Annotated in this window: 25 protein-coding genes and 2 pseudogenes; 16 read left to right on the top strand and 11 right to left on the bottom strand. The window is 54.6% G+C overall.

The window, feature by feature from the left end; all coding sequences use genetic code 11:
• Positions 1-36 precede the first annotated feature (36 nt).
• The 3 genes from DES49_RS13360 (at position 37) to DES49_RS13350 (ending at position 2,100) form a co-directional block, all read left to right on the top strand.
• Positions 37-1,029 (top strand): virulence RhuM family protein/type II toxin-antitoxin system death-on-curing family toxin, encoded by a 993-nt coding sequence (locus DES49_RS13360; RefSeq protein WP_243865049.1) that lies wholly within the window; start codon positions 37-39, stop codon positions 1,027-1,029.
• Positions 1,030-1,307: 278 nt separating this feature from the next.
• Positions 1,308-1,619, top strand: a complete 312-nt coding sequence (locus tag DES49_RS13355; RefSeq protein ID WP_133736935.1) for a helix-turn-helix domain-containing protein — start codon at positions 1,308-1,310, stop codon at positions 1,617-1,619.
• A 187-nt stretch (positions 1,620-1,806) separates the two neighbouring features.
• Entirely contained in the window at positions 1,807-2,100 is a 294-nt protein-coding gene (locus DES49_RS13350) for a HigA family addiction module antitoxin (RefSeq protein ID WP_133736934.1), read from the top strand.
• A 35-nt stretch (positions 2,101-2,135) separates the two neighbouring features.
• Here DES49_RS13350 and DES49_RS13345 read toward each other — a convergent pair whose 3' ends face one another.
• From DES49_RS13345 to DES49_RS13325, 5 genes are all read right to left on the bottom strand, one after another.
• Complete coding sequence (locus tag DES49_RS13345) at positions 2,136-2,411, bottom strand: helix-turn-helix domain-containing protein (RefSeq protein WP_133736933.1); 276 nt, start codon at positions 2,409-2,411, stop codon at positions 2,136-2,138.
• 357 nt (positions 2,412-2,768) lie between these two features.
• The gene (locus tag DES49_RS13340; RefSeq protein WP_133736932.1) at positions 2,769-3,131 is read right to left on the bottom strand and encodes a hypothetical protein; all 363 of its coding nucleotides are present in this window, start codon (positions 3,129-3,131) and stop codon (positions 2,769-2,771) included.
• On the bottom strand, positions 3,128-3,385 hold the full coding sequence (locus DES49_RS13335) for a hypothetical protein (RefSeq protein ID WP_133736931.1): 258 nt from the start codon (positions 3,383-3,385) through the stop codon (positions 3,128-3,130). Before DES49_RS13335 ends, DES49_RS13340 begins: the two co-directional genes overlap by 4 nt.
• Positions 3,378-3,980 (bottom strand): hypothetical protein, encoded by a 603-nt coding sequence (locus DES49_RS13330; RefSeq protein ID WP_133736930.1) that lies wholly within the window; start codon positions 3,978-3,980, stop codon positions 3,378-3,380. The genes DES49_RS13335 and DES49_RS13330 overlap by 8 nt, the downstream gene beginning before the upstream one ends.
• A 299-nt stretch (positions 3,981-4,279) precedes the next feature.
• Positions 4,280-4,870 carry an HPP family protein gene (locus tag DES49_RS13325; RefSeq protein WP_133736929.1) on the bottom strand — a complete coding sequence of 197 codons (591 nt, stop codon included), beginning with the start codon at positions 4,868-4,870 and terminating at the stop codon, positions 4,280-4,282.
• 45 nt (positions 4,871-4,915) lie between these two features.
• Here DES49_RS13325 and DES49_RS13320 point away from each other — a divergent pair, with 45 nt between their 5' ends.
• From DES49_RS13320 to DES49_RS13305, 4 genes are all read left to right on the top strand, one after another.
• Positions 4,916-5,428 (top strand): hypothetical protein, encoded by a 513-nt coding sequence (locus DES49_RS13320; RefSeq protein ID WP_133736928.1) that lies wholly within the window; start codon positions 4,916-4,918, stop codon positions 5,426-5,428.
• Positions 5,429-5,558: 130 nt separating this feature from the next.
• The gene (locus tag DES49_RS13315) at positions 5,559-6,299 is read left to right on the top strand and encodes a DUF3800 domain-containing protein (protein WP_133736927.1); all 741 of its coding nucleotides are present in this window, start codon (positions 5,559-5,561) and stop codon (positions 6,297-6,299) included.
• A gap of 185 nt (positions 6,300-6,484) precedes the next feature.
• On the top strand, positions 6,485-9,655 hold the full coding sequence (locus DES49_RS13310; protein ID WP_133736926.1) for a DEAD/DEAH box helicase: 3,171 nt from the start codon (positions 6,485-6,487) through the stop codon (positions 9,653-9,655).
• A 149-nt stretch (positions 9,656-9,804) separates the two neighbouring features.
• Positions 9,805-10,227 (top strand): hypothetical protein, encoded by a 423-nt coding sequence (locus DES49_RS13305; protein ID WP_133736925.1) that lies wholly within the window; start codon positions 9,805-9,807, stop codon positions 10,225-10,227.
• Positions 10,228-10,672: 445 nt separating this feature from the next.
• Here the strand turns inward: DES49_RS13305 and DES49_RS13300 are convergent, their stop codons facing one another.
• Both DES49_RS13300 and DES49_RS13295 read right to left on the bottom strand, forming a co-directional pair.
• A complete protein-coding gene (locus DES49_RS13300) occupies positions 10,673-11,044 on the bottom strand; it encodes a hypothetical protein (RefSeq protein ID WP_133736924.1) in 372 nt (123 codons plus the stop codon).
• A complete protein-coding gene (locus DES49_RS13295) occupies positions 11,044-12,069 on the bottom strand; it encodes a hypothetical protein (protein ID WP_133736923.1) in 1,026 nt (341 codons plus the stop codon). The genes DES49_RS13300 and DES49_RS13295 overlap by 1 nt, the downstream gene beginning before the upstream one ends.
• A gap of 373 nt (positions 12,070-12,442) precedes the next feature.
• On the opposite strand from DES49_RS13295, the gene DES49_RS13290 reads away from it, so the two are divergent.
• Positions 12,443-12,934 carry a metallophosphoesterase family protein gene (locus DES49_RS13290; RefSeq protein ID WP_133736922.1) on the top strand — a complete coding sequence of 164 codons (492 nt, stop codon included), beginning with the start codon at positions 12,443-12,445 and terminating at the stop codon, positions 12,932-12,934.
• A 6-nt stretch (positions 12,935-12,940) separates the two neighbouring features.
• The gene (locus tag DES49_RS13285; protein ID WP_133736921.1) at positions 12,941-13,684 is read left to right on the top strand and encodes a DUF429 domain-containing protein; all 744 of its coding nucleotides are present in this window, start codon (positions 12,941-12,943) and stop codon (positions 13,682-13,684) included.
• A 37-nt stretch (positions 13,685-13,721) separates the two neighbouring features.
• Here the strand turns inward: DES49_RS13285 and DES49_RS13280 are convergent, their stop codons facing one another.
• Positions 13,722-14,183, bottom strand: coding sequence for a methyltransferase family protein (locus DES49_RS13280; protein WP_133736920.1), 462 nt, complete (start codon positions 14,181-14,183; stop codon positions 13,722-13,724).
• 233 nt (positions 14,184-14,416) lie between these two features.
• On the opposite strand from DES49_RS13280, the pseudogene DES49_RS13275 reads away from it, so the two are divergent.
• The 5 genes and pseudogenes from DES49_RS13275 to DES49_RS13255 all read left to right on the top strand — a co-directional run.
• Positions 14,417-15,034: pseudogene (locus DES49_RS13275) on the top strand (hypothetical protein); the annotation flags it as partial.
• 99 nt (positions 15,035-15,133) lie between these two features.
• Positions 15,134-17,029, top strand: a complete 1,896-nt coding sequence (locus tag DES49_RS13270; RefSeq protein ID WP_133736918.1) for a hypothetical protein — start codon at positions 15,134-15,136, stop codon at positions 17,027-17,029.
• Positions 17,026-17,859, top strand: a complete 834-nt coding sequence (locus DES49_RS13265) for a hypothetical protein (protein ID WP_133736917.1) — start codon at positions 17,026-17,028, stop codon at positions 17,857-17,859. The genes DES49_RS13270 and DES49_RS13265 overlap by 4 nt, the downstream gene beginning before the upstream one ends.
• Positions 17,859-18,614 (top strand): DUF6339 family protein, encoded by a 756-nt coding sequence (locus DES49_RS13260; RefSeq protein ID WP_133736916.1) that lies wholly within the window; start codon positions 17,859-17,861, stop codon positions 18,612-18,614. Before DES49_RS13265 ends, DES49_RS13260 begins: the two co-directional genes overlap by 1 nt.
• A 155-nt stretch (positions 18,615-18,769) precedes the next feature.
• Positions 18,770-19,723 carry an HNH endonuclease gene (locus DES49_RS13255; RefSeq protein ID WP_133736915.1) on the top strand — a complete coding sequence of 318 codons (954 nt, stop codon included), beginning with the start codon at positions 18,770-18,772 and terminating at the stop codon, positions 19,721-19,723.
• Here DES49_RS13255 and DES49_RS13250 read toward each other — a convergent pair.
• From DES49_RS13250 to dcm, 3 genes are read right to left on the bottom strand one after another with little or no spacing between them, the layout of a single operon-like run.
• Positions 19,704-20,189 carry a very short patch repair endonuclease gene (locus tag DES49_RS13250; RefSeq protein WP_133736914.1) on the bottom strand — a complete coding sequence of 162 codons (486 nt, stop codon included), beginning with the start codon at positions 20,187-20,189 and terminating at the stop codon, positions 19,704-19,706. The genes DES49_RS13255 and DES49_RS13250 overlap by 20 nt on opposite strands.
• Before the next feature lie 29 nt (positions 20,190-20,218).
• Positions 20,219-21,433, bottom strand: a complete 1,215-nt coding sequence (locus DES49_RS13245) for a type II restriction endonuclease (protein ID WP_133736913.1) — start codon at positions 21,431-21,433, stop codon at positions 20,219-20,221.
• 58 nt (positions 21,434-21,491) lie between these two features.
• Entirely contained in the window at positions 21,492-22,919 is a 1,428-nt protein-coding gene (dcm, locus tag DES49_RS13240) for a DNA (cytosine-5-)-methyltransferase (RefSeq protein WP_133736912.1), read from the bottom strand.
• Between the two features lie 310 nt (positions 22,920-23,229).
• Between dcm and DES49_RS13235 the strand changes: the two are divergent.
• Positions 23,230-23,853: pseudogene (locus DES49_RS13235) on the top strand (hypothetical protein); the annotation flags it as partial.
• A 97-nt stretch (positions 23,854-23,950) separates the two neighbouring features.
• Positions 23,951-24,775 (top strand): haloacid dehalogenase-like hydrolase, encoded by an 825-nt coding sequence (locus DES49_RS13230; protein ID WP_133737092.1) that lies wholly within the window; start codon positions 23,951-23,953, stop codon positions 24,773-24,775.
• Positions 24,776-24,791: the final 16 nt, after the last annotated feature.

The following is a 24,791-nucleotide window of genomic DNA, read 5'->3' as shown; positions in this document are numbered from 1 at the left end:
CCCGTTGTCCCCAAAGTTTGATCGCAAGGAGGCGATGTGAGTGAAATCGTGATTTTTGAAGACGACAGTCACCCCGTGGAAGTCCGACTGCAAGGGGAGACCGTCTGGCTCACCCAGAAGCAGATGGCGGAGCTTTTCGGAAAGGATCTTCGAACGGTGAACGAACACATTGGCAATGTGTATGAAGAGGGGGAGCTGGGCCGGGAGGGAACTATCCGGAAATTCCGGATAGTTCGCCAGGAAGGCAAACGACAGGTCCAGCGCGCCGTTGAGCATTACAGCCTTGATGTCATCATTTCCGTGGGCTATCGGGTCAAATCCCAACGGGGCGTGCGCTTTCGCCAATGGGCCACCCGCGTCCTCCGCGAACACCTGACCCAGGGCTACAGCCTCAACGAGCACCGCCTCGCCCAGCAGGGCCTTGAAGAACTGCAGCAGGCCGTGGAGCTGCTCGGGCAGACGTTGAACAAACAGGCTCTGGTTTCCGATGTTGGTCAGGAAGTAGTGGGTCTGATTTTGGGATATGCCCGTACCTGGCGCCTGCTTCTTAATTACGACGAGGGCGAGCTGGGTATCCCGGCGGGAGCACGTCCAGCGCGTGGTGTTCTGAATTTCGATGAAGCCCGTCGCGCACTGGATGCCCTGGCTGGGGAGTTGCGCGAACGGGGTGAAGCCAGCGAACTGTTCGCCCGGGACCGAGGCGATGGGCTTGCTTCCATCCTTGGCAACCTGGAACAGAGCATGTTCGGTGAGGCGCTTTATAGAACCCGGGAAGAACGGGCTGCCCATCTCCTGTATTTCGTCATCAAGAACCACCCCTTTTCCGATGGCAACAAGCGGTCTGGCGCGTTCCTGTTCCTGCTCTATCTGCGTCAGGAGGGGGTGCGCCTTTCGCTGGATGATAACGGCCTTACGGCATTGACCCTGTTAATTGCGGAAAGCGATCCCAAGGCAAAGGACCTGATGGTGCGGCTCGTGGTGAACCTGCTGGCAACGGAACCCTCGGCCCAAACGGAGAAGGCGGAATGAACGCAGGAGCGCAATGACCATCAACCTCGTTGGCGTCGATTGCGCCTCCGACCCCAAGAATGTGGGCTACGCCTTCGGCACCTTCTCGGATAAGCTCAAATTCCGGAGCTGGCTTGAGCGATGAAAACCCAACAGTAGTTATCATTTTGGGAAGCTTTATGGCTGTACGCAGATTGCGTATAGTTGTGTGTAAAGGACAAGGAGTGTCATGAGAGCTGTTTTTATCGAACTTCCTACGTTTGAGCGCGAAAAGGCTCAGAGAATCGGGAGGTATTCCCATGAAACGTAACCTGTTCGAAGAATTGAGTGAGGGCCTTGATGCTCTTGAAAAAGAACGTGAAGGTAAAATCACTCTGCGCACACACAAGGTTGAGCAACGGCCAGCGCCTACGATTTCCAACCAGGAGATTCGGGAGCTGCGCGAAAGCCTGAATCTTTCCCGTGGCGTGTTTGCCGCCCGACTAAGAGTGTCATCGCGTACTCTTGAGAATTGGGAGCAGGGCCGAAGTAATCCCCCGTCCCATTCGGCATTGCTGCTACGCATGCTTCAGAAATATCCGGATACCCTGGAGCGTATGGAAAACGTGTGATCATTTCAGGGCCATAGGCTGACCATCACCTCCAACCAAGATTCCGGGGCTTTTTCAGGTGTCTACTGCATCGGGGGCTTGCTAGTTCATATTGATTGTTGCGTGATGCGCAACAAGCTAATATCTCTTTATGATTAAATCATTCCGCCACAAGGGACTGAAGCGGTTTTTATGAGGATTATCACTGATGGCTATGCATAATCCGCCCCATCCCGGGGAATTCATCCAGGAAGTCTATTTGGAGCCTTTCGGCATCAGCTCTCGCCAGCTTTCCTCCAGCCTTGGTGTATCGCCTTCAACGCTATCCCGGCTGTTGAAAAAAGATAGCGGAGTCAGCCCCGAGATGGCATTGCGGCTATCAAAAGTTCTCGGTCGCAGCCCGGAAAGCTGGCTGGCGATGCAGGACATGTATGATCTCTGGATGGCGCGAAATACAGTGAATCTGGATGACATTCATCCGCTGGATTTTAACGCAGCCTAAATGGGCAACGCCGAACTGTAGCGCAGCTTCGGTGCTTAACGCTGCAGTGTTGCCAGCTTTAATTCATAACCACAGGCATGCGCATAGCGGGTGAGCATCCTCCAGCTCGGATTGCTCCGTCCGTGCTCCAACCTGCTCACGTTGGATTTCTGCGTCCCCATGCGTTCGGCAAGCTCCTGCTGGGTCAGGCCCGCGCTATTACGCATGGAAAGGAGTTGGTCGATCAGCTCAAATTCCGGAGTCAGCTTGTCGTACTCGGCCTTGACCCTATCGTCTTGAAGGGCCTTTTTCTTCAGCGTATCGAGGCTCATGGTTTTTTCACCCTCTTCATGCGCTCCCGCGCGAGCTTCATATCCTTACCGGGAATCTTCTGGTCCTTCTTTCTAAAGTTCCTTGGCTGAAACGGCGCCTCACGCAGGAAGCAGAGCAGGCAGGGGGCTGGCTTTGGCGACACTTTCGGAGGGAATGCTCTCCGGGCTGACCATGAATACGATAAGCGCGATGGCGAAAATGACTGCAGCAGCGATAGCGAGCTGGATCAGCGATACCAGGATGCCCCTGCCGAAGCCCAGTCGTTCTCCCGTATCCTCGACCAGTAAATAGCCGTAGCATGGCCATTGACAGCCATCAGGCGGGACACTGCCCGTCCATCTGGCTAATTTTTAAGATTAGGGCTCGAAAAGGTAGAAAAAAGGAGCGATCAGGAACGCCACCATCAAACCGTAGATAGCTCCATACGCGGCCACCTTTTCATACCACTTGGCGAAAGACCTGACGTCCAGGCCAGGGTAGAGCAGCTGAAATCTTTTAAGCCTTTGGACCCAGGTTGTTGCGCAGGCCCAAGCGAATATGATGGTATTGATAAAGTCGAAATCAATGGTGCCGCTATGCCAGTAGTCGCCGGTTGCCTTCAGCTTTTTCTTGAGGCGACGGGTTAGCGTGAGCCTGAGGAGCAGAGCTCCAAGCATCGAGCTTGCTATGGCTCCAAGTCCTATGAGAGCGAACAGAATATGCAAGGGCATATTGATCATTTCGTTGCCCAATCGTAGAAGCCACCAACCCAATCCTTGACCAAATAATCCATTCCCACAGCCGCTGCCCCTCCGGCAACGACACCAACAGCAAGTCCAACTGGCGTGAAAGCGATCACGGTGGCGATCACAGCTCCCGCCCCGATGCCGGTTCCAAACGAAACACCCTGAACAACCGCTTTTCGCTCCCAGTTGGGATCGTTGTTTTGCCAGCTATGGTAAACGTCTTTGCCGCGCAGGTAGCCATCAAACACGATAAATCCGGGGCCGGCCACTCTGCCGGCCTTGGCGAACTTGGCGAGCCTTTCCATCCATTGTATTGCGTACCGGAATGGACTCCTGAACGGTCCGGCCGGTTGCATTGGTGGTCTGGCGCATCCCAAAGGTATTGTTGTTCAGGTAGTTCAATGACTTTTCATTGAGGACCTGATTCATTTCCTTGAAGGCGGCCTGCGCTCGCGTTTTTGCGGCGTTAATCGTTCTGGGGGCAGCCCGGTGATTCTTCAGGTCCTCATAGTGCTTGTTCGCCAGGTCGTATTTGTTGATGGAGCCCAATACCCGGTCGGATTTTGCCACGGCGGCGCCCATGCCGTTGCCGCCAAACGTGGTCAGGTCACCCACTGCATCAGGAATCTTGGTGTCCCAAAGCAGATTTGCCAGCCCCATCACCGTGGCGCCACCGGCATAATGGCTCATGTGGGATAGCGTCTGTCGTTGTTCAGCGGTGCACGCTTTCAGCGGAGCAATACTGACGGAGCGATCCTGAGCCGCGGACGGGACCACTACTGGCTTATTGGGTGAGACGACGCATTGGCTATCCGGGGATTTCCCGTTGGCAGCCAGAAACATGCTCTCGAATTCCTCGGACGTCATGTCCGCAGGGCAGGTTTTCTGGGCGATTTTCTTTGATGAGGTGGGGGTTTTCGGGTAGTAGACTGATGACGGCATACCAACTCCTTATGGTGTGTTGTCCATGTGCGATCCTACTTGCCGCGAGAAATTAACAAATTTTTTCGGAGCGCGCTATCCTCGGCCTTGTACCCAAGAGATGATTAGAGGTACTGAAACGGGGTCAGGGTCAGTACGCATCAGGTTCAATGAAGCTGGTCCGAATGCGGCTGACTGGAGCATCCAGTAGTCGGGCGGGCCTACCGCGACCGCCAGATCGGGTACGCAATCCCCGCCAGGCGGTTCATGACAAATGCCTGACCCACCAACAGAGCAACGCCCGCCATCAGTATCGGGAACTGCCCCGGATGGGGCATTAGCCCCAGTGAGACGATCATTGCGGTGGCTCCCGCCGGCGGGTGCGGTGAGCGCAGCAGGATCATTAATGCCCCGCACGTACCCAGGGACAAAGCAGCCGCGCCCACGCGCGCGGCATCCACGCCATTAGCCACGGCGGAGGGCGCATCAAGCAGACCGAAAAGAGCCAGCGACAGAAAGCCGGCAATGGCACCGATAAGGTGTCCCAGGAAGGTGTTGCGCGGAGACGCCGGCTCGGCCAGCGGCGCATAGAACAGAATAAATGCCGTGGCCCCCAGCGAGGGAAAAATCAGCGCCTCCTGGGTGACAAGCGCCAGGGCCGCGATCAGTGCGATGCTGATGGCGCCGTTGATCAGGTTAAAGGTTGCCAGAACAGGGCGGTGGCCGTGCTTCTCTTGCAGTCTGCTGAGGCGGTAATGGGGGAACGGCAGAAGGCCAGTGCTCGAGTTGGGTTCCTGCTGTGGATTGGGCATGCGTCTCGTCTGCATCAGAATGGTGCGCGCAAGGATACGGAGTGTATGACAAATGTCAAAACAGTGCCGGCCATTGATGGCGCTCAGTTCTGCGAGGTGGTCGCCAACCTCACCAAGCGAAGCATCTCCTGTTCCATGAAGCTGGGCGCGCCCAAGGACAAGAAACGCACATCGGCCCGGGTCAACTGGCTGACACGACAGCTCACCAAGGCGGAAACCAACGACATGTTCGTGAAGGCCTTCCGCACCGGCAACGCCGAGGAAACCCAGGCGCCACTGGAAACACTGATGAACGACGCCAACGCCCTGGATTCCGACACCACCAACGTCGTGCCCTCGAGGTTTGAAGTCTTTTACATGGTCGACCTGGCGGGGCGCTTCGCAGGGAACAAGGTGTTCATTGATGAACTGGAAGCGGCTGTGCCGCGCTTCTATGAGCAGGTAGGGCAGAGGCTCCGGGCCTGGGTGGCGCCGCCGCCTAAGATTAATCGGCGGGATCCGGTTGAGAAAGGTGAGGATGACCGCTCCAATGAAGATCAGGATTTGGCTGCGGAGTAGGTGTGGCAACTACTAAGAATTTCTTGGCAGTTGGCCGGTAAGGCATGGCAAGATTCCTCAGGGAGCTCGGAGCTGCTCCTTTTTCCGCACTTTAGGCCGTCGATCTACAAAGTAATCAAAGAGGCTATGGATGGTGAATTTCTCGGATTACGTGGTTTATGTGGATGAGAGCGGGGATCACGGGCTTCAGTCGATTGATCCGAACTACCCGGTTTTCGTGCTCGCTTTTTGTATCTTCGAGAAAAGGTCCTACATTGAGCATCTTGTGCCAGAACTCCAGAGGTTCAAGTTCAGGCATTTCGGACACGATCAGGTCATCCTCCATGAAACCGATATCCGTAAGGATCGCCATGATTTTGCGTTTTTAAAGGACAAAAAACAGAAACAGGCATTCATTGATGAACTGACTGGCCTGATGCAGGAAGCACCCTTCGCACTGATATCGTCCGTCATCCGCAAGGCTGACTACTGTCAGCGATACCCGGAACCCGGTAACCCTTATCACGTTGCGCTCACCTTTGGACTTGAGCGCATTTATTATTATCTGCGCAGGCATGGGCAATCAGATGCACGAACGCATATTGTCGTGGAGAAAAGGGGGAAGCGGGAAGATGACGAGTTGGAGTTGGAGTTCAGGCGAATCTGTGATGGCGCCAATTATCGCCAGAGGGAGCTGCCGTTCGAACTCGTTTTTGCCGACAAGAAAAGCAACTCTGCCGGTTTGCAGTTAGCGGATCTTGTTGCCAGACCCATAGGGCTGCACGTGTTGCGTCCCGAAAAACAGAACCGTGCCTTTGAGGTATTACAGGAGAAGTTTTATCAAAGTGGAAATGGCAACCGCGAAGGTTGGGGGTTAAAAATACATCCCTGAAAAACAAAAGGCCCCGGTGATTCCACCGAGGCCCCTTGTCGACCGGGCATCCCCAGTCCTTTCCACATAGTATGGGGTTTAAACAGGTTGTTTGCAAACGACAAGGCGTGGGGCTGGTCCGGTAATGATGCTAACCTGGCCGTTACTGATGTGATTGAAATCCGCGCCTGCATTGAAGGACGACCATGCCCAAGGATCCCCTCCCCAAAGGGCTCTATGACCTGCTTACAACCCAGGGTCTGAAGGAAAAGCTCGAAGAAAGCGAGTTCGAAGCCCATACCGAGAAACTGGATCCCGAGGACAGCCACCGTCGACTGGCCGATGCGCTGGGCGAACAGTTGTCCCAGATGCTGGCCGCATTACCTGCAGATGGAAAATCCCAGCGCCTTCAGGAGCAAGTGCGGCTCATCAATGAGCTGTTGGTATACGTCCGGTCCCGTCTCCAGCAGGAAGAAACCACCACGAATCCGGATCTTCTGGAGGAGCCACCCGAGCGACTCACCGCCTTATCGGAACCCAACCTGCAACCCGAGATTCCCCGAATCAGCCTTTCGCAACCCTGGCTCTTCACCGCCGGAAGGGATTCACCACCACTGCTGCACGAACTGAGCGCTGAGCTGGCCGGCTGCAACCAGGTCGATATCCTGGTCAGCTTTATCACGGTGTCCGGGGTTCGCAAGGTTATTGATGTGCTGCGCCGTATCACCGCTGCCGACGCACACGGCAATAGCCAGGCAAGGGTCCGTGTTCTGACCACAACCTATGTCGGCGCAACGGAACAGAAAGCGCTGGACATGCTGGCGGAACTGCCTAACTGCGAAGTGCGTGTCTCACTGGACGGGCGGCGAACGCGGCTGCACGCCAAGGCCTGGATCTTCGGGCGCGACACCGGCTTCGGTTCCGCCTACGTGGGTAGCGCCAACCTCTCCGGTGCGGCCCTGATGGGTGGTCTGGAATGGACGGTGAAGTTCACGGAAAGTGGTCAGGCCGCCCTTTTCAACCGGGCGAAGGCGCATTTTGAATCCTTGTGGGAAGACAATGAGTTCCAGCCCTACGACCCGGCCAATACCGATCACCAACGTGTGCTGCGCGAAGCGCTGAAACGCGAGTCCGGCCAGCCCGGCCCCATCGCCAACCCAACGTTCTTTGAGCTGCAACCCAAACCGTTCCAGGAAGACATCCTCGAACAGCTCGAAACCGAACGGATCCACGGCCGGAGCCGGAACCTGCTGGTTGCCGCCACCGGCACGGGAAAAACCGTGATGGCGGCGTTTGATTATCGCGCATTGGCTCGGAAGGAGGGCGGTCATCCGCGCCTTCTGTTCGTGGCTCACCGCATCGAGATCCTGCAGCAGGCAATGGCGACCTACCGTCAGGTCCTGCGTGCGCCGGATTTCGGGGAACTGCTCTCAGGCCACCATAGCCCCGGGGACCATCAACACCTGTTTGCCACCATCCAGAGCCTGCAGAGCCAGGGCCTGCTCAATGCGCTGGGCAGCGACTACTGGCGCGCCGTGGTGGTGGACGAATGCCACCACATTGAAGCCCGGCAGTTCGAGCGCTTCGTCTCGGACATTGCACCCAGGGTCCTGCTGGGTCTTACCGCAACCCCGGAACGCAAGGACGGCCGCGACATCCTCCGCCATTTCGACAACCGCCCGGACGGTACCCCGGCGGTGCAGCTTCGCCTGTGGCATGCGCTGGACCTGCAACTGCTCGCCCCCTTTGAATACTATGCCTGCGACGACGGCGAGGATTACCGCAGTGTCGACTGGTCCAGGCCCGGCCTTGAACAACAGCAACTGGACAACATCCTCACCGGCAACGACGCCCGGGCACGCACCGTCATCCAGAACTGGCATCAGCTGGTGGGGGATATCGCCCAGTGCCGCGCCCTGGCGTTCTGCGTCTCCATTGCGCACGCGCACTTCATGGTGGAGCAGTTCAACAGAGCGAACATTCCCGCGATGCTGGTGACGGGTGAAACGGATACCGAGACCCGCCAATCGGCCCAGAAGCAGCTCGAAACACGACAGGTCAACGTCCTCGTTACCGTCGATCTCTACAACGAAGGTGTCGACCTCCCGTTTGTGGACACCCTGCTGTTGTTGCGTCCGACCCAGAGCCCGACCATTTTCCAGCAGCAGATCGGGCGCGGCCTCAGACTGCATGACGACAAAGACAACTGCCTGATCCTGGATTTCGTTGGCCAGTTCCAGGAAGGCTTCCGTTTTGATGTGCTCTACCGCTCCATTACCGGCCTGTCCCGCCGCGAGATTCTGGAGGGCGTGGAGAAGGGCTTTGGAAAACTTCCGTCCGGGTGCCACATTCAGCTCCAGAAACAGGCGCGTGAACAGGTGCTGCGCAGCCTGAAGGATGCGGTCAACCAGAACTGGCGCCGGCTGAAAACGGAGCTGCGGGCTTACGCGGCACTGGAAGGGACAGCATCCCTCACTCTGGGCGGATTCCTGCATGATCAGCAACTGGAGCTGGCGGATATCTACACGGTGGGGTCCGGCAATAACCGGGGATGGGTCAACCTCCAGAGAGCCGCCGGCCTGCTGGAATACGAACCCCAGGCCGAGGGGGAAAGCTATTTCAGCAAACGCTTCAGTGCCCTGTTGCATGTTGATGACGCCGAGCAACTGCAACTTCTGGAACAGGTGGCCGAAGACCCAGCCGGTTACCGAATCCAGAACGAACAGGAACGCCTGCGCCTGCAGATGCTCGCGTACCAGATCGACAGCCAGGACCAGCAGACAGGCTCTGCCAGGGATTTCCTGCAACGCCTTGCGAAAGCGCCACCGTGCTGCCGGGAACTGAGCGAGTTGGCAAATTCCCTCGAAGCCCAGGCACACACCCATTACCAACCCCTGCCGGGGCTGGATGACACACCGCTGAAACTGCACGCGCGCTATAGCCGCCGTGAAGTGCTTACCGCCGTGGGATTCCTGACAGAAGACAAGCGCAAGAGGTCCCAAGAAGGTGTAGTGCGGCTCCATGACCGGCAGACGGAACTGATGTTCGTCACCCTCGACAAGTCCTCGGCCAAGCACGAAGGCGTGGCCTACGACGACTACGCCATCAGCCCCGAACGGTTCCACTGGCAGAGCCAGAACTCAGCCGGCCCGAACACACCCGTGGGACGCCGCTACATCAACCAGGGTGATGGTCCAGACAGCCCCTGGACCTTTCAGCTCTTTGTTCAGGAAACCAAAGACCACGCCTTCCGCGCCTGCGGCCCAGTCACCTTCGAGGACTATCGCGGCGAAAAGCCCATGAGCATTACATGGCGCCTGCAATACCCATTGCCGCCTCGGCTGTATGAGGCATTCAGTGTGCTTCGGGGGCAGTGATTCCGGCTTATTGCTCTTGCGTCCTGATTGTCGGAGGCTTGCCAGGATTAACATCCAACGCGAGGCATGTTCTGTAACCTGTGTGAATCATCTGAAAGTCACCAGTGTGGTTGCGAGGCATGACAAGTCATCAGTCAAGGAGCGACGTAATGGCCCTGCAAACGAGAGAGCGCCTATTGAAGACAGCGGGACTGGGAATCGTCTATTTCCTGCTGCTTAATCTACTGTCCGCAGTTTCCATAACCGTTGATATCTGGCTGGGCATAAAAGGGCAGCTGGGAGGCAATGCAGCAGCAACCATCATCAGCTGCCTGATAGTGACAAGACTATCATCCGGCCTGGTTAGCCTTTCCAATAAAACGGTGATGCTCGCATTGGCTTTGCTCGCGGGCCTTTCCTCTGTGATGTTTCTGGCATTGCTGCACGTTGTACCGGACACAGTGGAGCCCTACCAATTCCCCGCCCTTACGCCGATCGAAGCCTTATCGGTAATGGTCTTCAACGCGCTGATCTTTGTTGCAACGGTATGGTTCGTTTCCAAATCCGAACGCCGTAGACCATCCGTTGAATGACGTCGCAGTTTTCGGAGCATGTCCTAGCCATTGGCATAGAAAGACTGGAAGGACTGGCATTTCCAATCAGGATTACCCGTATGGACTTTTACTACCCGTTGAAGGAAATCGTATCGCCTATCCCGTTCGGCATTAAGGATACCTGAGAAATACAGTTCCGAGAGGGCAGGGAGTTCCTCGTAAACCCGGTCGAAAATCCTCACACGCTTCTGCTCTCGCTCAATGGCAAGCGATCCGACATCTTCGTAGATCCGGCAGAGCCGGTTGTACGTTGACTCGTCTTTAGGGTCCCCGTCAGTGCACGAAGACACAGTTACGGCGAGAAAACAGACGGAAAGAAACCGCTGGCTCGACTTTAGATACTGCACCGAAATCCCTTTCAGCGCATTTGTTTATGCGACGTCATCATAGGTCTGTCCCTGGTAGCGTTTCAGCGTCGCACCCGTTAATAAAAATCGAAAACCAGCGCTCCCATCAGGATTAGAACGACTGAAACACCGCCGGAGATGACGAGCAAGAGTCCCAGTGTACGATCGATGGGCTTGGCGTAGCGCCGCACTAGCGGCACATTGATTAGGGGGTCAGCGGTTGGGTTAAAGGAACTTATTGGCAGACCAATTGCGAAAGCATACCAAACAGCGCGACCACCGACCCCATCCCAAGGACAGGGGCGTTGCATTCCATCATGCGCTATTTCTTTCTCAATCCGGACCATGGATAAACGTGCAAAAATCAACCAAGAAATGCACATGGTCAAGGTTGCTATCAACGTAATAACGGCAAAGATGCCTTCTCCATTTTCCACCAACAAATCCATTAACCAAATTCCCAAATAAGCTCTGCTATGTATTTACCGAACTGGTCTGCATAATAGCCAACGCCCAGGCCAACTAACGTTCCAGCGACAAGAATCACACCAAGCGCAACCCACCCCACAGGGCCAGCAGCCATCAGTCCCACACTCGTAGCAAACGCTGCTCCACCAGCAATTGCGGCTTTGCCTGCGTAAATGCCAGCCACCCCTCCAAAACCAAAACCAGTCATCTGGCGGGAGCTCTCTTTCAACCAGTTGCCGCCTTCATCATAGGTGGCCTTGACTTTACCGACTCGGAATGCGCCGTCAGCAACTGTCGCTATTTTGCCCAGGTAATTGAAACCGCGGGACAGGACGCCCATCCGATCGGCTTGAACGGTATCCGCCACGTTCAGACGCGGATCGGCCTTGGCAGGGCTTGCGCTTCGCTCCGCCAGTAGTATCCCACGCTCGGCGTTACTGAGTGCATTGCCCTTATTCTTGGCCCGCATTGTCTCCGGCGCAAATCGCTTCAATTCAGCGCTGTAGCGTGCCTCGAGTTTTTGATAGGCCTGCCGGCTCTGACGGCGTAGCTTTTCCAAATAGGCACCTCTTCCGGGCCCAGGGTGACGCCGGTATGACTCCTGGAGATCAATCAATTGCTTCTGGTAATCGGCAACGGCCTGTTGGAATCCATTCAGCCGCGCATGAGCAGCGCCGGAACTCGCATTGACGGCGCTATTAATCCGCTCGAGGTCGTACCCAGAGAGATTTTCCTCCATAAAGGCTGCCAGTGCATGGACGTCGTCACCCATAGAAGCTGCGGCGTTAGCAGCATTCCTGCGCTCAGGCAGGGACAGGTTATTAAGTCGTCTCACGACATGTTTCGTTCCGCTTCTCCCAGTATCCAACGAATAGGCGCGTCCTTCGGCAAGAAGCGCGTGCTCTCCGAGGCCATTGACGGAGCAGAACTGCTTCAGGGTTTCAGGATCGTCACCAACGATGTCACTGGGGCGGCGCGTTGAACGGGCAAACCTGACTTCAGGCATGAATACTCTCTCCCTAGAGGTGGCTTCAGTCTCCTTTGATCGGATAAAAGGTTACCCGTAAAAGCCCTGGCCTGTCCATAATCAGCGAGGCGGATCAGGCGATGAGTCGGGGTATTCAGCCTAGGGATTCCAATTGATCGGCAACCTCAGACCAATCTCTTTCTGGATTCTTTCGCTTCAGTAATTCAAAGAACCCTGAAGGAGTCGCCCTGCGTCATTTGCTGCGAGCGCGACCCGGTGCAATGCCACCGGATGCTGATCGCCGAGCGGCTCGAGTCCATTGCCGGGACAAGGGTTGAGCACCTCTGGGTGGGCTCGTGATGTTTTAGGGGTTCGTGGCAGAATCGTCCATCCGGATTGGGAGAAAGACACCGTGCGCATCAACACCGATATTGGCGTCATTTCCGACACCCACGGCCAGGCGAGGCCAGAAGCGCTGGCCGCATTGGCCGATTGCGAGCTGATCCTTCCCGTGGGTGACATCGGCAAGCCAGAGGTCATGGATACGCTGAGCGAGCAGGCGCAGGTGGTGGCCATACGCGGGAATGTGGATCAGGGCGACTGGGCCATGGCCTATCCCGAAACTCAGGAAATCACTGTTAACGGCCTACGTATTCAGATGGTGCATCGCCATCAGGACATCCCGACCCTGCTCCCGGACAACCCCTGTGATGTGATCCTTTTCGGGCACTCCCACAAACCCTTCAACGAGACCAAAGAGGGCGTGCTCTATTTCAATCCCGGCAGTGCCGGCCCACGCCGTTTCAGTCTACCGGTCACGGTCGGGCGGCTGCGTGTCACCGACAGCGGCGTGCAAGGTCATATCCAGGAACTGGATGTCTCCAAACCCCGCAAGCGCAAGTAACCCCACATGACCATCAACCTCATCGGCGTGGACTGCGCCACCGACCCCAGAAACATGGGCTATGCCTTCGGCACATTTTCAGAGCAGGGCGCCGTTGTCGAGAAAGCCGTTCTGGGAACCAGGGAGCTCCCCCCGGCTAAGGCCATTGCCGACTGGCTCACCCACCGAAGCGGCCCGACCCTGCTGGCTCTGGACGCCCCGCTGGGTTGGCCGGACCCCATGGCGCAACAGTTGGCCACTCACAACGCCGGTGAGCCACTGAACGGAACCGCCAACGATCTGTTTCGACGGGAAACCGACCGATTCATCCGCGAGCGAATCGGTAAACAATCCCTGGATGTGGGGGCGGATCGGATCGCGCGAACCGCGCACGCTGCGCTTGAGCTGTTGGAATCTGTGCGCCACCTACTGCAATGCCCGATTACACTGGCTTGGAATCCGGCATTTGACGGGCTACGCGCCATCGAAGTGTATCCCGCAGCTACTCTGGTGGCGCATGGTATTGAAAGCACCGGATACAAGGCGGCCAACGGACAGGCAGCGCGAGAGCGCGTGGCCCAATCCGTTGGTTCCCTCATCCAGATCGATGCGCCGATTCCGGCCATGGAGAGCAAGTCCGATGCACTGGATGCCGTGATCTGCCTGCTTGCGGCTCAGGACTTTCTGACTGGCAAAGCCATGCCACCGAACAATCATGCACCGACCCTTAAGGAAGGGTGGATATGGGTGCGTGACCCCGTTAAGTGGTGACTTTAGGTAAAGCCCATCCCGCCATCGGCCCCGAACGTTAAACCCAGCGCCGCACCTTTGCCGCGTAAGTCTCGAAGGCCGGACCAAAGTGTTTCCGCATCAGCCGCTCCTCCGGCAGGATCTGAAACCGGTTTATGTACAGCACAAATGCGGGCAAAGCCAGCAGAGTGAGTATGTTGCCAAGGTAAATTCCCAGCGCCAGAAGCACGAGCAAAAGCCCCAGATACATCGGGTTTCGGCTTAGACGATAGATGCCAGTGTCAACCAGGTGAGCCGTTTTGTGCGGAATATGGGGATTGATCGTCGTCCCGGCCTTCCAGAATTGCAGCACCCCAGCGAGTGCGATCGCAAAGCCCACCAGGGCGATGACCCCTGAAACAATGGCCGATCCGGGTATGCTCAGATCGGCTGCAGGAAACATGACCGTTACCAGCCACATCAATGCTGCCAGGGTCAGGGCAACGACAGGTGGCGGTATTTTCAACTCAAGCGATTTCATAGTGTTTCCTGTTTGACTGTCGTGCTGACAGGGTGAGACACGCATCCCTGAGGCTACCACTTCTCCCCAATCAAAAAATCTCTGCTACGCTCAAAGAAATATTCCACCTGCCGCAAAACCCGGCTGACCCCGGGCAGGCTGTTGCGTGCACAGGATGCAGGATTCAATAACAAGGACAATGCGCAATGATCACGCAGCCGGAGTGCGTCAGTCGCGGTAATTCGATTCCCTTCATGAGCCGCAAGCTGGGCCAGAACGTCGGCCTCAAGCTCTCACGCGCGCACCGCACCGACCCGCAGGCACGGCTCAAGGACGACTGCGAGACCCTGATGAACGAACAGGCCCTGCGCTGTGTGCTGAACGTGCCCCACGCCGCTACGGACATTGAGGTGGTCGCCAACCTCACCAAGCGCACCATCTCCTGCTCCATGAAGCTGGGCGCACCCAAGGACAAGAAACGCACATCAGCCCGGGTCAACTGGCTGACACGACAGCTCACCAAGGCTGAAACCAACGACATGTTCGTGAAAGCCTTCCGCACCGGCAACGCCGAGGAAACCCAGGCGCCACTGGAAACACTGATGAACGACGCCAACGCCCTGGATTCCGACACCACCAGCGTGGTGCCCTCGAAGTTTGAAGTCTTCTACATGGTCGACCTGGCCGGACGCTTCGCCGGGAACAAGGTGTTCATTGATGAACTGGAAGCGGCGGTGCCGCGATTCTATGAGCAGGTAGGGCAGAGACTCCGGGCCTGGGTGGCGCCGCCGCCTAAGATTAATCGGCGGGATCCTGTAGAGGAAGCTGTGTCGAACGTTGTGGATGAGGACAGCGGAGATATCGCGGAATAATCTCAAGCACGGGTAATACTATAGATGGCTTTTATGATTTCGGTCGTATTTCTGCTGAGCCTTTTACTGCAAGATCAAGATAATCAAGGTTGATGAATAATGAGCACGCCAACTTTTGAGTTTCTGAGGAATGACGCGGGAGAAGAAGAAGGTCTGGGTGACGCAGGTATTGAGACGTTCAGAGATGCCCCTTATTCAAGCTGTGCCCGAGAGGCAGGGCAGAACTCAAGAGATGCAGCCAGAGACTTTCCCGTAAGGATGACCTTTGATGTTCTGTGGATTGATCGAAATGAAGTGCCGGCCTTCGCCAAGCTGGAGAGCGCGTTTCAGGCATGCCTGAAACAGGCCACGCAGGAGAAAGAGCACGAATTCTTTAACAACGCCAATAAGGTCATTAAAAGAACAGATATTCCGGTTCTCAAGATTGCGGATTACAACACGAAGGGACTGACCGGCCCCCCCGATCAGTCCGGAACTCCGTTCAGGTCATTGCTGAAAGGTTCGGGAGTCAGTGCCAAGGATAGCGAGACGTCGGGTGGATCATTCGGAATCGGCAAGAATGCTTCTTTCGCTGTTTCTGATCTTCAGACCGTTTTTTACTCGACGCTGTACGAAGATCCTCATACTCATGAGCCGGTTTTTGCAGCGCAGGGGAAAGTACGGTTGATTTCTCATATTAATGAGGATGGTAAGGAATGTCGCGCCACGGGTTACTGGGGTTTACCCGAACAATTCCGAGCAGTTACCGATGTCGGCAATGTTCCTGAGTGGATGAGAAGAAGCGAGTTGGGGACTTCAATTTTCTGTCTCGGCTTTCGCGAAACGGATGAATGGGCATTGCGCATGACGGCGTCTCTCGTCTCGAATTTTTTCTGTGCGATCCATCGTGGAGAAATGATTTTTCATGTGGACTCGGGGGCATTCAGGGTCAACGACAACACCGTTGAGGGGCTTCTTACTGATAGTTCGATAACAGAGGCCGCTGATAAAGGTGGGCACAAAGCAGACCTTGAGTTTGCCGCTCAACTGTATCGATGTTTAGTTTCTGACCAGACCATACATGAAGTATTGGATATACCTGATCTGGGGAAAATGAAGGTTTCCCTCCTGACCGAAGAACAGATGCCCAGGCGTGTGGGGTTTGTCAGAAATGGAATGCTCATAACTGACAACCTGAGACACTTCGGTGAAGCGCTTGCGAGGTTTCCCGGTTCCAGAGATTTTATCGTACTTGTTGAGCCTGATGACGATGAAGCGGGAAAGCTTCTGAAAAGGCTTGAGAACCCCTCTCATGATGGTTTTTCGGCGCAAAGAATTTCGGATGCTGAATTCCGGAAGAGAACGTATCGGGCAATGAAGAAGCTGGCCCAGGATATAAGGAAGCTGATCAAAGACAAAACCGGAGTCAGTCATGAAGGTGCGGTTGAGCTGGATGAACTAAGCAGATTCTTCGCTGAAGGAGGTAAGACCGATCGTCCTCCTGATCCGGAGGCAGAAGAGGATCCAGAGAAGTTTACATATCAGCCAAAACCCCGAAAGCGCAAACGAGAAACCATCCAGTCGCCGAATTCCGGAGAGCAGGGTGGACAAGGAGGATCAGGAGGAAGCACAGAAGGTCCGGGGGGAGGTGTAGGTCCGGGCTCAGGTTATGGATCAGGTGGTTCCGGTGATCGGGGTACAAGTCCAACGTTGAAGCTTTCAGGAACTCGAAACCAGGTTAAAAAAAATGCCGGAGGGGACGCTACTTCACGTCTTGTGCATTTTACTCCGGAAAACTCGGGTCACATAAGACTGCGTTTCTGCGCAACCGGTATGCAATCTCCTGAATACCTGAAGGTTACTGATTCGGATAAGGGGGAGGTCTACCGAGGAGATGTCTATCTGGAAGCTGAAGCATCAACTCGCTGTTCTTTAAGGGTTTCTTTTGATAAGCCTTATGAAGGGCCTATAGAGCTGGTGGCAACACTCTCAGAGGTTGAGGAGTCTGCTGAATGAGATTCTCGGAAAGCATGCGTTTCCCTCACCCGGTCTTGGCTCCGTGGAGCGATGACCTCGAAGGGGGCCATTTTGAGGTGGCGTTTACTGTCAGCGAAGATACCGAAACCGGCGCTCTGAATCTTTATCACGAGATTGAGCTGACGCAGCCGGATATCAAGTCCCTTCTGATGGATGAAAAGGCTGAAATAGGCTTTTTCGTGCGATGTAACGATACTTACTTTTCGGATCTTCGACACATGTCGTGGCCGAAGGGCCGGAATGACTTCGCAGCCGGGAAGCTTCTGAATAACGTCTCGCTGCGCCCGTGCATCTGGCTGAAAGATGACCTTGAGAACTGGTCCCCAGAGTATGTTCATCACGAATTCGAGGTTCCGATCAACCTGCCGCGGTCAGAGATTATCGCTATCGGGGAAGAGTTCGTGATCAGTGTCGGAAAATCCAAACTTTCTCCTCTTGAAAGTATATTTGAACTGGACAGTTCCAAAGACATTGAAGAAGGAAAACTCGAGGTGATTCTGGACCGGGATCGTATAACCATTCTCACAGCTCCCGAGACTCATGAAGTTATAAGGGTGCTCCGGGAACGTACCGATGGAAGCCCGGTGGTGATGAACTCTGTCTACCTTCCAGCGGTTATGGATGTGCTTGACGGAATAAAAGAAGGAGGCGAGCAATACGAGGGCAAGCGCTGGTACCAGCCTTTTATGGCGAAATGTGATTCCAAGGGAATCGATCCGGCTAGTCATGGCTCTATGCTGGAGCGTGCCCAGACTTTGCTGGAATTCCCTACCAGCAAGCTGGCCAAAGTTATGGAGGAAACCACCTGATGCCTGCGGTTCCATTGAAGTATCTCTCAGAACAGACTCTGATCGACCTGCGTGAGAATATTCCGGATAACAGAGACCGGTACATGGCGGGAGATTTTCTGGACCTTGAAAGGGAGAACGGATGGCGAATTGAGCTGGATTCTGTAACTGTCGATCTTGATTTACTGTCGGAGCTTGATGGAGAGACAGGCGGAACAGCGGCAGAAGTCGCCAACTCTTTGGTTGTCTATCGTGCCCTTAAAGGTATGACACCGGCTCTTGCAAGGGAAGAGAGGATCTGGGCACGGCTTACACATGTTGAATGTCTGGAGTACAGCAGGAAGCGGTGGTTGGGAGGAAACACTGATGAAGCGCTGGACGCTTCTGTAGGAAAACATTTTTTCGCGAGAACTCTGACCGAAACACGAGACGATAATGCGATAGCTCGTCTATGGTGGAACGCGCGAGTTGCCGAAATGGCGGCACCCGATTCGCCCGAAGCAGCGCTTAATACAATTCTGAAGACTGCTGATATAAGGAGTAATTTCGTAGAGAGAAGCAGGATGGTTATGAGGCAGCCGGTTGCAAAAGCGGTTCTGCGAATAATGGAGGAGGAATCCTGGCTAACAGCGACGGAGCGGGCATTCAGAGACTTTATGGTAACTCTTAACCGCGAGGGTGGAGGTATCCTTTTTGAGGTATTGGCAGAAGATGAGGTGGATTCTTTTATACGGGACTGTTTGAGTAAGGCGAAGCGGGAAGCGTTGGGGGCGTAGGCCATATGTACAGTGGCAGTATTTCCCTGATACCTGCTTCTGTACATATGGCCTACATCCCCAGTTCACTCCGTTCACCATCCGTGTCAAGTTCTCAGCTCTTCGCTGGCAACTAGAAAAATTGCTTTAGCCACCATCATTCAGGTGTCCGAATAATGTCGTTGTCTGAAATGCTTAACTCTATCTGTGCGACTAGGGATTGGGATACGCCGTTCTACAAGCGACTGCCCTTGAATGACACGGGAGAGGCGGCAGGTCACCAGGCTGGATTCGTCGTCCTGAAGGCGCTCCGCCCGTATTTTCCGAATTTACCGGAGGGGCAGAATACGGCGGATGTGCGGATTCAGGTGGACCTATATCTCGGGTCAAAATTTCTGAAAAGAGTTCGTTCAAGATATCAGTATCAGACGTGGGAAGGTAAGCGTAAACCGGAGACACGAGTTACGGATCAGCTGAGTCCTTTGCTCAACCACGCAGTGGCTGGGGATTTCCTTGTGATGCGGAGGCATCTTGACCAGCCTAGGCGTTATTGCTTTCAGCTTATTCGATGCGAAGATTCCGGATATGCAGAGCTGCTATCTCTTGCTAATAATAAACGTTCGGGGGCGCTTAGCGGACAAGTCCTGAGTACGAGCGCAATTAACAACGAAGAGTCAATTCTATGGGATCAGACGCAGGAAGAGTTTGTCGTATCTTCAGATCGAAACCATCATGATATCCATGCACGCAAACCTGTCAGAAGAGCTGCATTCTCCAGAATGGTTTTAAGCGAATATGGGTACCGCTGCTGCGTCTGTGGGTCGGGGTTAAGTGTCCCCGAGGGACCGGCCGCAGCTCAGGCGGCGCACATTATTCCTGTGGCGGCAGGAGGCACTGATGATCCACGTAATGGATTGGCTTTGTGCCCGAATCATCACTGGGCTTTTGATAACGGTCTCTTTACTGTGACACCTGAGATGCAGATACAGGTCTCCGAGGCAGCGAGTGCGTTGGCGGTCAATAATGAGCTGAAAGAGCTTTCCGGGCAGTTTGTGCGACGTCCGGAAAATGAGAGGTTTATGCCGCACGAGACGGCATTGGAATGGCATGCTACCCACGTTTTTGAATAACGTTTGAAAGCTCTCTCGGCCTGGGGGGAGTTGTAGGCCAGACCTGAAAACCAGTGTTATTTTCAATAAGACGGGAAAGCTCCGGCAGTTCGTCTTTAGCGTGTTTAAGCCCGCATTCCCAGATGATCAGTACCCTCCATCCGGATTCAAGAAGCGCCTCCCTGTTTCTGGAATCCCGTTCAACATTTTTCGCGAATTTCTCCTGCCAGAACTCGGATCTGTTGGAGGGAGTTGTTGAGTATCGACAGTTCTCATGCCTGTGCCAGAAGCAGCCATGCACGAAAATGACGATCTGATACTTCGGCATGACTAAATCCGGTTTGCCTGGGAGATCTTTTCGGTGAAGGCGGAATCGGTAGCCGCAGGAATGAAGATACCGCCGGACAAGCATTTCCGGTTTAGTATCCTTTCCGCGGATCGCAGACATATTGTGTGAGCGCTGCTCCCGGTTCTTGATGTCCGCCACGTTTTTCCTCCCGGAGTCCGCGCTGCTATTCAGGCCGGCTGTTTCTCCATAACCTCATTGATGAACAGATCCAGATCCATCAGAGAGTTTTGCTGGGAAGTCGAGTATGTCGAGTGGAGACCCCTCGGCAACACCAGTCTGAGGTTCGCTCTGTCCATTTCTCGAGTCTGATGTTCGGATATTCGCGGCTGGAGGGTTAGAAGATGCTTTTCGGGGATTCGGGCTGCTTCGTTCAGAACCTGGCGCCAGCGATCCTTGCAGGAGGTTTTCACCCCCAGCATTGTCAGGCGGTCTGCGGGCCAGTTCGGGTCCTGATAATGCGCGGATCCGGGGAAGAGAAAGTCCGGCTTGGAGCGATTTTCGGTATGAACACCTCGCTGGAACTCAAGTCTGTTCTCCGTGAAGATCCATTCAAGGTGATTCTCCAGTGAATGGCCTGCACGGGATTTCCTGCGATTGTGTACTCCCAGAGAAAACGAAATGAAATCATCCACGTTCTCGGCCCAGGTATCAGCTCTGCTTCGGAGCTCATTGGAAACGATATGACGTTCAAGTTCCCGGAACATCCTTTCCTCCCGATCCAGCAATCGGATCAGGGTGTTGTCGGGTTCCTCAACCGGGGATATTTCTCCGTCCAGCGACTCAAGGGCCAAGGCGGAGAGTTGGCGGCTTCTGGGAAAGACAGGGCCGAATCTTTCCAGGATCAGATCCAGCCAGGAATCGCTGACTTTCTCCTCAATCTGAATCCCGGCCTGTTCTGCAATGTAGTAGAACAGTGCATCTGAGACATGAGAACTTTCCGCCGTCTCGATGGTTGTGAAAGTGGAGCCGGGAAGCTCATCAAGACCGAAAAGCCATAACACGTCTCCCAGTAATTGACTTGAGTCCCTGACGATAACGAGAAGCATATTCCCTTCACAGTCGAGTGCTGCAATCATCACGTCGCCTTCAGCGGCGAGGTTCATCACGTCATTATCCCGGAAGTAAAGACGATGCTCGGAACGATTCGGATTATCCTCTCTGGAGTCATACCAGGTGACATGGTCATCGACCATGAGCCGGTCTTCCTCATCGTCCCCGATGTATATAAAGCGGGCGGGAAAAATTGATCGCTCTCTGCCGAGATATTGCCTCATCGCCGCCGTGCCGTTGAACTCGTGCTGTCTCGAGACAATGCGGCTGGTTTCAACGATGCTCAGGCGTTTGGCTGATACGCCACTGAAGTGCTCAGAGAGTCTTGTCATTGTCTGCAGCTGTTCCTGTCGGGCAAGTTATCTCTGGTGATCCTGCCCGACAGAAGCATTAAACCGCAAGAGGTATCCGGAGTTGCTGCGGAGCTTCAGGTTCTGATGCGCAGGGTGCGGAAATCCGCTCCTTCAGCATTTCGGCCACGGCGGTGAAAACGGGTACTGCCACAGAGTTGCCGAACTGCTTATAGGCTTGGGTATCAGAAACGGGAATTCTGAAAGTACTCTCACCCGGTGCATCGAACCCCATGAGCCTGGCGCATTCTCTCGGCGTCAGCCTCCGTGGGCGGTATTTAAGGTTGTGTTCCGAATCAAATGCCTGATCCGGATCAAAGCCACGGTCCACCAGAATTTCCGAGCCATCCTTGTGATAACGGGCAGAGAGCGTTCTGGCCGTATCATTCGGGCCGGTGAGGCTGAAGCCGAAACCATTTCCTTTGGCCTTGTGTTTGGCGGCGTAGTTGTAGAGGTACTGCCACAGCTTCGGTGTGAGGATGTACTTATCATCCACATTGTCATCGAGAAGTTCTCCGAACCGGGGAACGCGTTCCGGAAAGTGCTCCGCAATGTTTCTGAGTGAGAACCCCTCATGCAGCCCGTGATCACGCCGGAAACCGATAAGAGCGATCCGTTCACGGTGCTGGGGAAGAAAATTTGCAGCATCGATGACCTTCGGGTCGCGCCCTTTCGGCGCATCCACATCGGCCACTTCGTATCCGAGTTCATCGAGAGCCTCGCAGATAACCCGGAAGGTCTTGCCCTTGTCATGGCTTTTGAGGTTCTTGACGTTCTCAAGCAGAAATACCGGCGGCTTCTTAGCCGCAATGATTCTTGCAACATCGAAAAACAGGGTGCCCTGTGTATCGCACTCAAAGCCGTGAAGACGCCCTAAGGAGTTCTTCTTGGAGACGCCGGCAAGAGAGAAGGGCTGGCACGGGAATCCCGCCAGAAGCACCTCATGATCCGGTATCTGCGCATCAATGAACTGATACGCCTCTTCTTCATCAATGTCAGGGACGGCGCTCAGTGTGACGTCTGTGATGTCGTGGTTGAACACATGTTCCCGATGATCCGGGTCGCAATAGAAATTGGCTTTATACGTACGACGCGCACTGTGATCCCATTCAGACGTGAAAACGCACTTGCCGCCGACTGATTCGAACCCCTTTCGGATGCCTCCGATTCCTGCAAAAAGATCGATGAACCGGAACTCCGGGTCATCGTAGTGTGCAGGTCGGGAGGGGAGAATACTTTGCAGGTAGTTGAACTCATGGTGCGAAAAACGGGGCGCCGCTTTCCCCTGTAATGCACGGTTGATGGTTTCACGAGTCCAGTGCCCCGGTGAAATCGTTCCGAGCATTTCTGCTATCTGCTTCTGGTCATAAATTTCCGTCAGCCGTCGCAGAAGCCTGAGATCGTCAGTCCCTGATTCTTCGATTGTGCTGACCGGGTTTGTGTTTTCGTTCGGGGTCAGTGTTGTCATGTTGTCCCTCTGGGTTGATCGTGTGATCAGGTGTCACTCATTTTTCCCTATGAGAGCCCTAGGATCAAATTAATTTTAACTGTAAAAGTATACAGTCTTTCGGAGTGATGCAACCCCCGACTTTGTCGAGAGAGGCTTTTACTCCCTACTCAGAAAATTTCTGCTACGCTGGAAAAAAGTTCCGCATGCCGCAGAACCTGGCTAACTCCGGGTTGCTGTTGCGCGCACAGGATGCAGAGCACCTCAACAAGGACAACGCACAATGAACATGCAGCCAGAGTGCGTCAGTCGCGGTAATTCGATTCCCTTCATGAGCCGCAAGCTGGGCCAGAACGTGGGCCTCAAGCTTTCACTCGCGCACCGCACCGACCCGCAGGCACGGCTTAAGGACGACTGCGAGACCCTGGTGAACGAACAGGCCCTGCGCTGCGTGCTGGACGTACCTCACGCCGCCACGGACATCGAGGTGGTCGCCAACCTCACCAAGCGCACCATCTCCTGCTCCATGAAACTGGGAGCCCCCAAGGACAAGAAGCGCACGTCGGCCCGGGTCAACTGGCTGACACGACAGCTCACCAAGGCCGAAACCAACGACATGTTCGTGAAAGCCTTCCGCACCGGCAACGCCGAGGAAACCCAGGCGCCGCTGGAAATCCTGATGAACGACGCCAACGCCCTGGATTCCGACACCACCTCCGTGGTGCCCTCGAAGTTTGAAGTCTTCTACATGGTCGACCTGGCCGGACGCTTCGCCGGGAACAAGGTGTTCATTGATGAACTGGAAGCAGCGGTGCCACGATTCTATGAGCAGGTAGGGCAGAGGCTCCGGGCCTGGGTGGCGCCGCCGCCTAAGATTAATCGGCGGGATCCGGTTGAGGAGGATGAGCTTGATCATCCAGAAAAAGAGAGGAGTAACTCTCTGGGGGACGTTTGATTCTTTTCGAAGGAAAAGACGGTGCTACGGGGGCGATGGCCTGTGTACCCCTTCGATACACTAGGACAAAATGACCTAATTGGAAGGCAGTCGAATTATGCAGTGCGCTTTGGTTTATGATTTTGATGGAACTCTTGCAAAGGGGAATTGTGCTGAACACGGGCTGATGCCCACTTTAGGTCTAAGTGATACATCGAAGTTTTGGTCTGAAGTGCATCGAAAGAACCAAGAGCGAGATGGTGATGAGATACTTACCTATCTGGGTGAGTTGGCGTTGCGAGCCTGGGAAGTCGAAAAGCGAAGCGAATTGACTCCTGAAAGGCTCCAGGCGCACGGCAAATCCATCCCGCTTTTCCCTGGCGTTGAAAATTGGTTTGATGCAATTAACCGTTTTGCTCGGGAGCAGGGAATCGCGCTAAGCCACTACATAGTGTCGAGCGGACTGGAGGAGATGATCCGTGGTACATCGGTAGCTGAACATTTCAGAAAAATATTTGGATGTCGTTATCACTATGATGAGGATAGCGGTTTCGCCAAGTGGCCATCAGTTGGCATTGACTATACGACAAAGACCCAATACCTGTTCCGGATTAACAAGGGAATAGAAAATAGCTGGGACAATAAGAAGGTGAACGAGTATATCGAACCACAGAATCGACCGTTTCCCTTTGATCGTATGATCTATTTCGGTGATGGAGACACTGATATCCCTGCTATGAAGATGGTTAAGGCCCAAGGGGGATGTAGTATTGCTGTTTTTGACGGCGAGAAGTGGACCGAGAGCAGAACCCAAGAGAAGATTGAAAAGTTGATTTCAGAAGATAGGGCAAGCTACGTCGTGCCAGGGGATTATACCGTTGGCAGTCAGTTAGATGTTACCGTCAAGGGCATTCTTCGACTTTATGCGAGGAAATATCAATGAATAAAAAGTTCTCCCA

Source organism: Halospina denitrificans (assembly GCF_004364635.1).
GTDB classification, from domain to species: domain Bacteria; phylum Pseudomonadota; class Gammaproteobacteria; order Pseudomonadales; family Oleiphilaceae; genus Halospina; species Halospina denitrificans.
The sequence above is the reverse complement of the archived record's forward strand: the minus strand, read 5'-3'. Positions and strand labels throughout refer to the sequence as shown.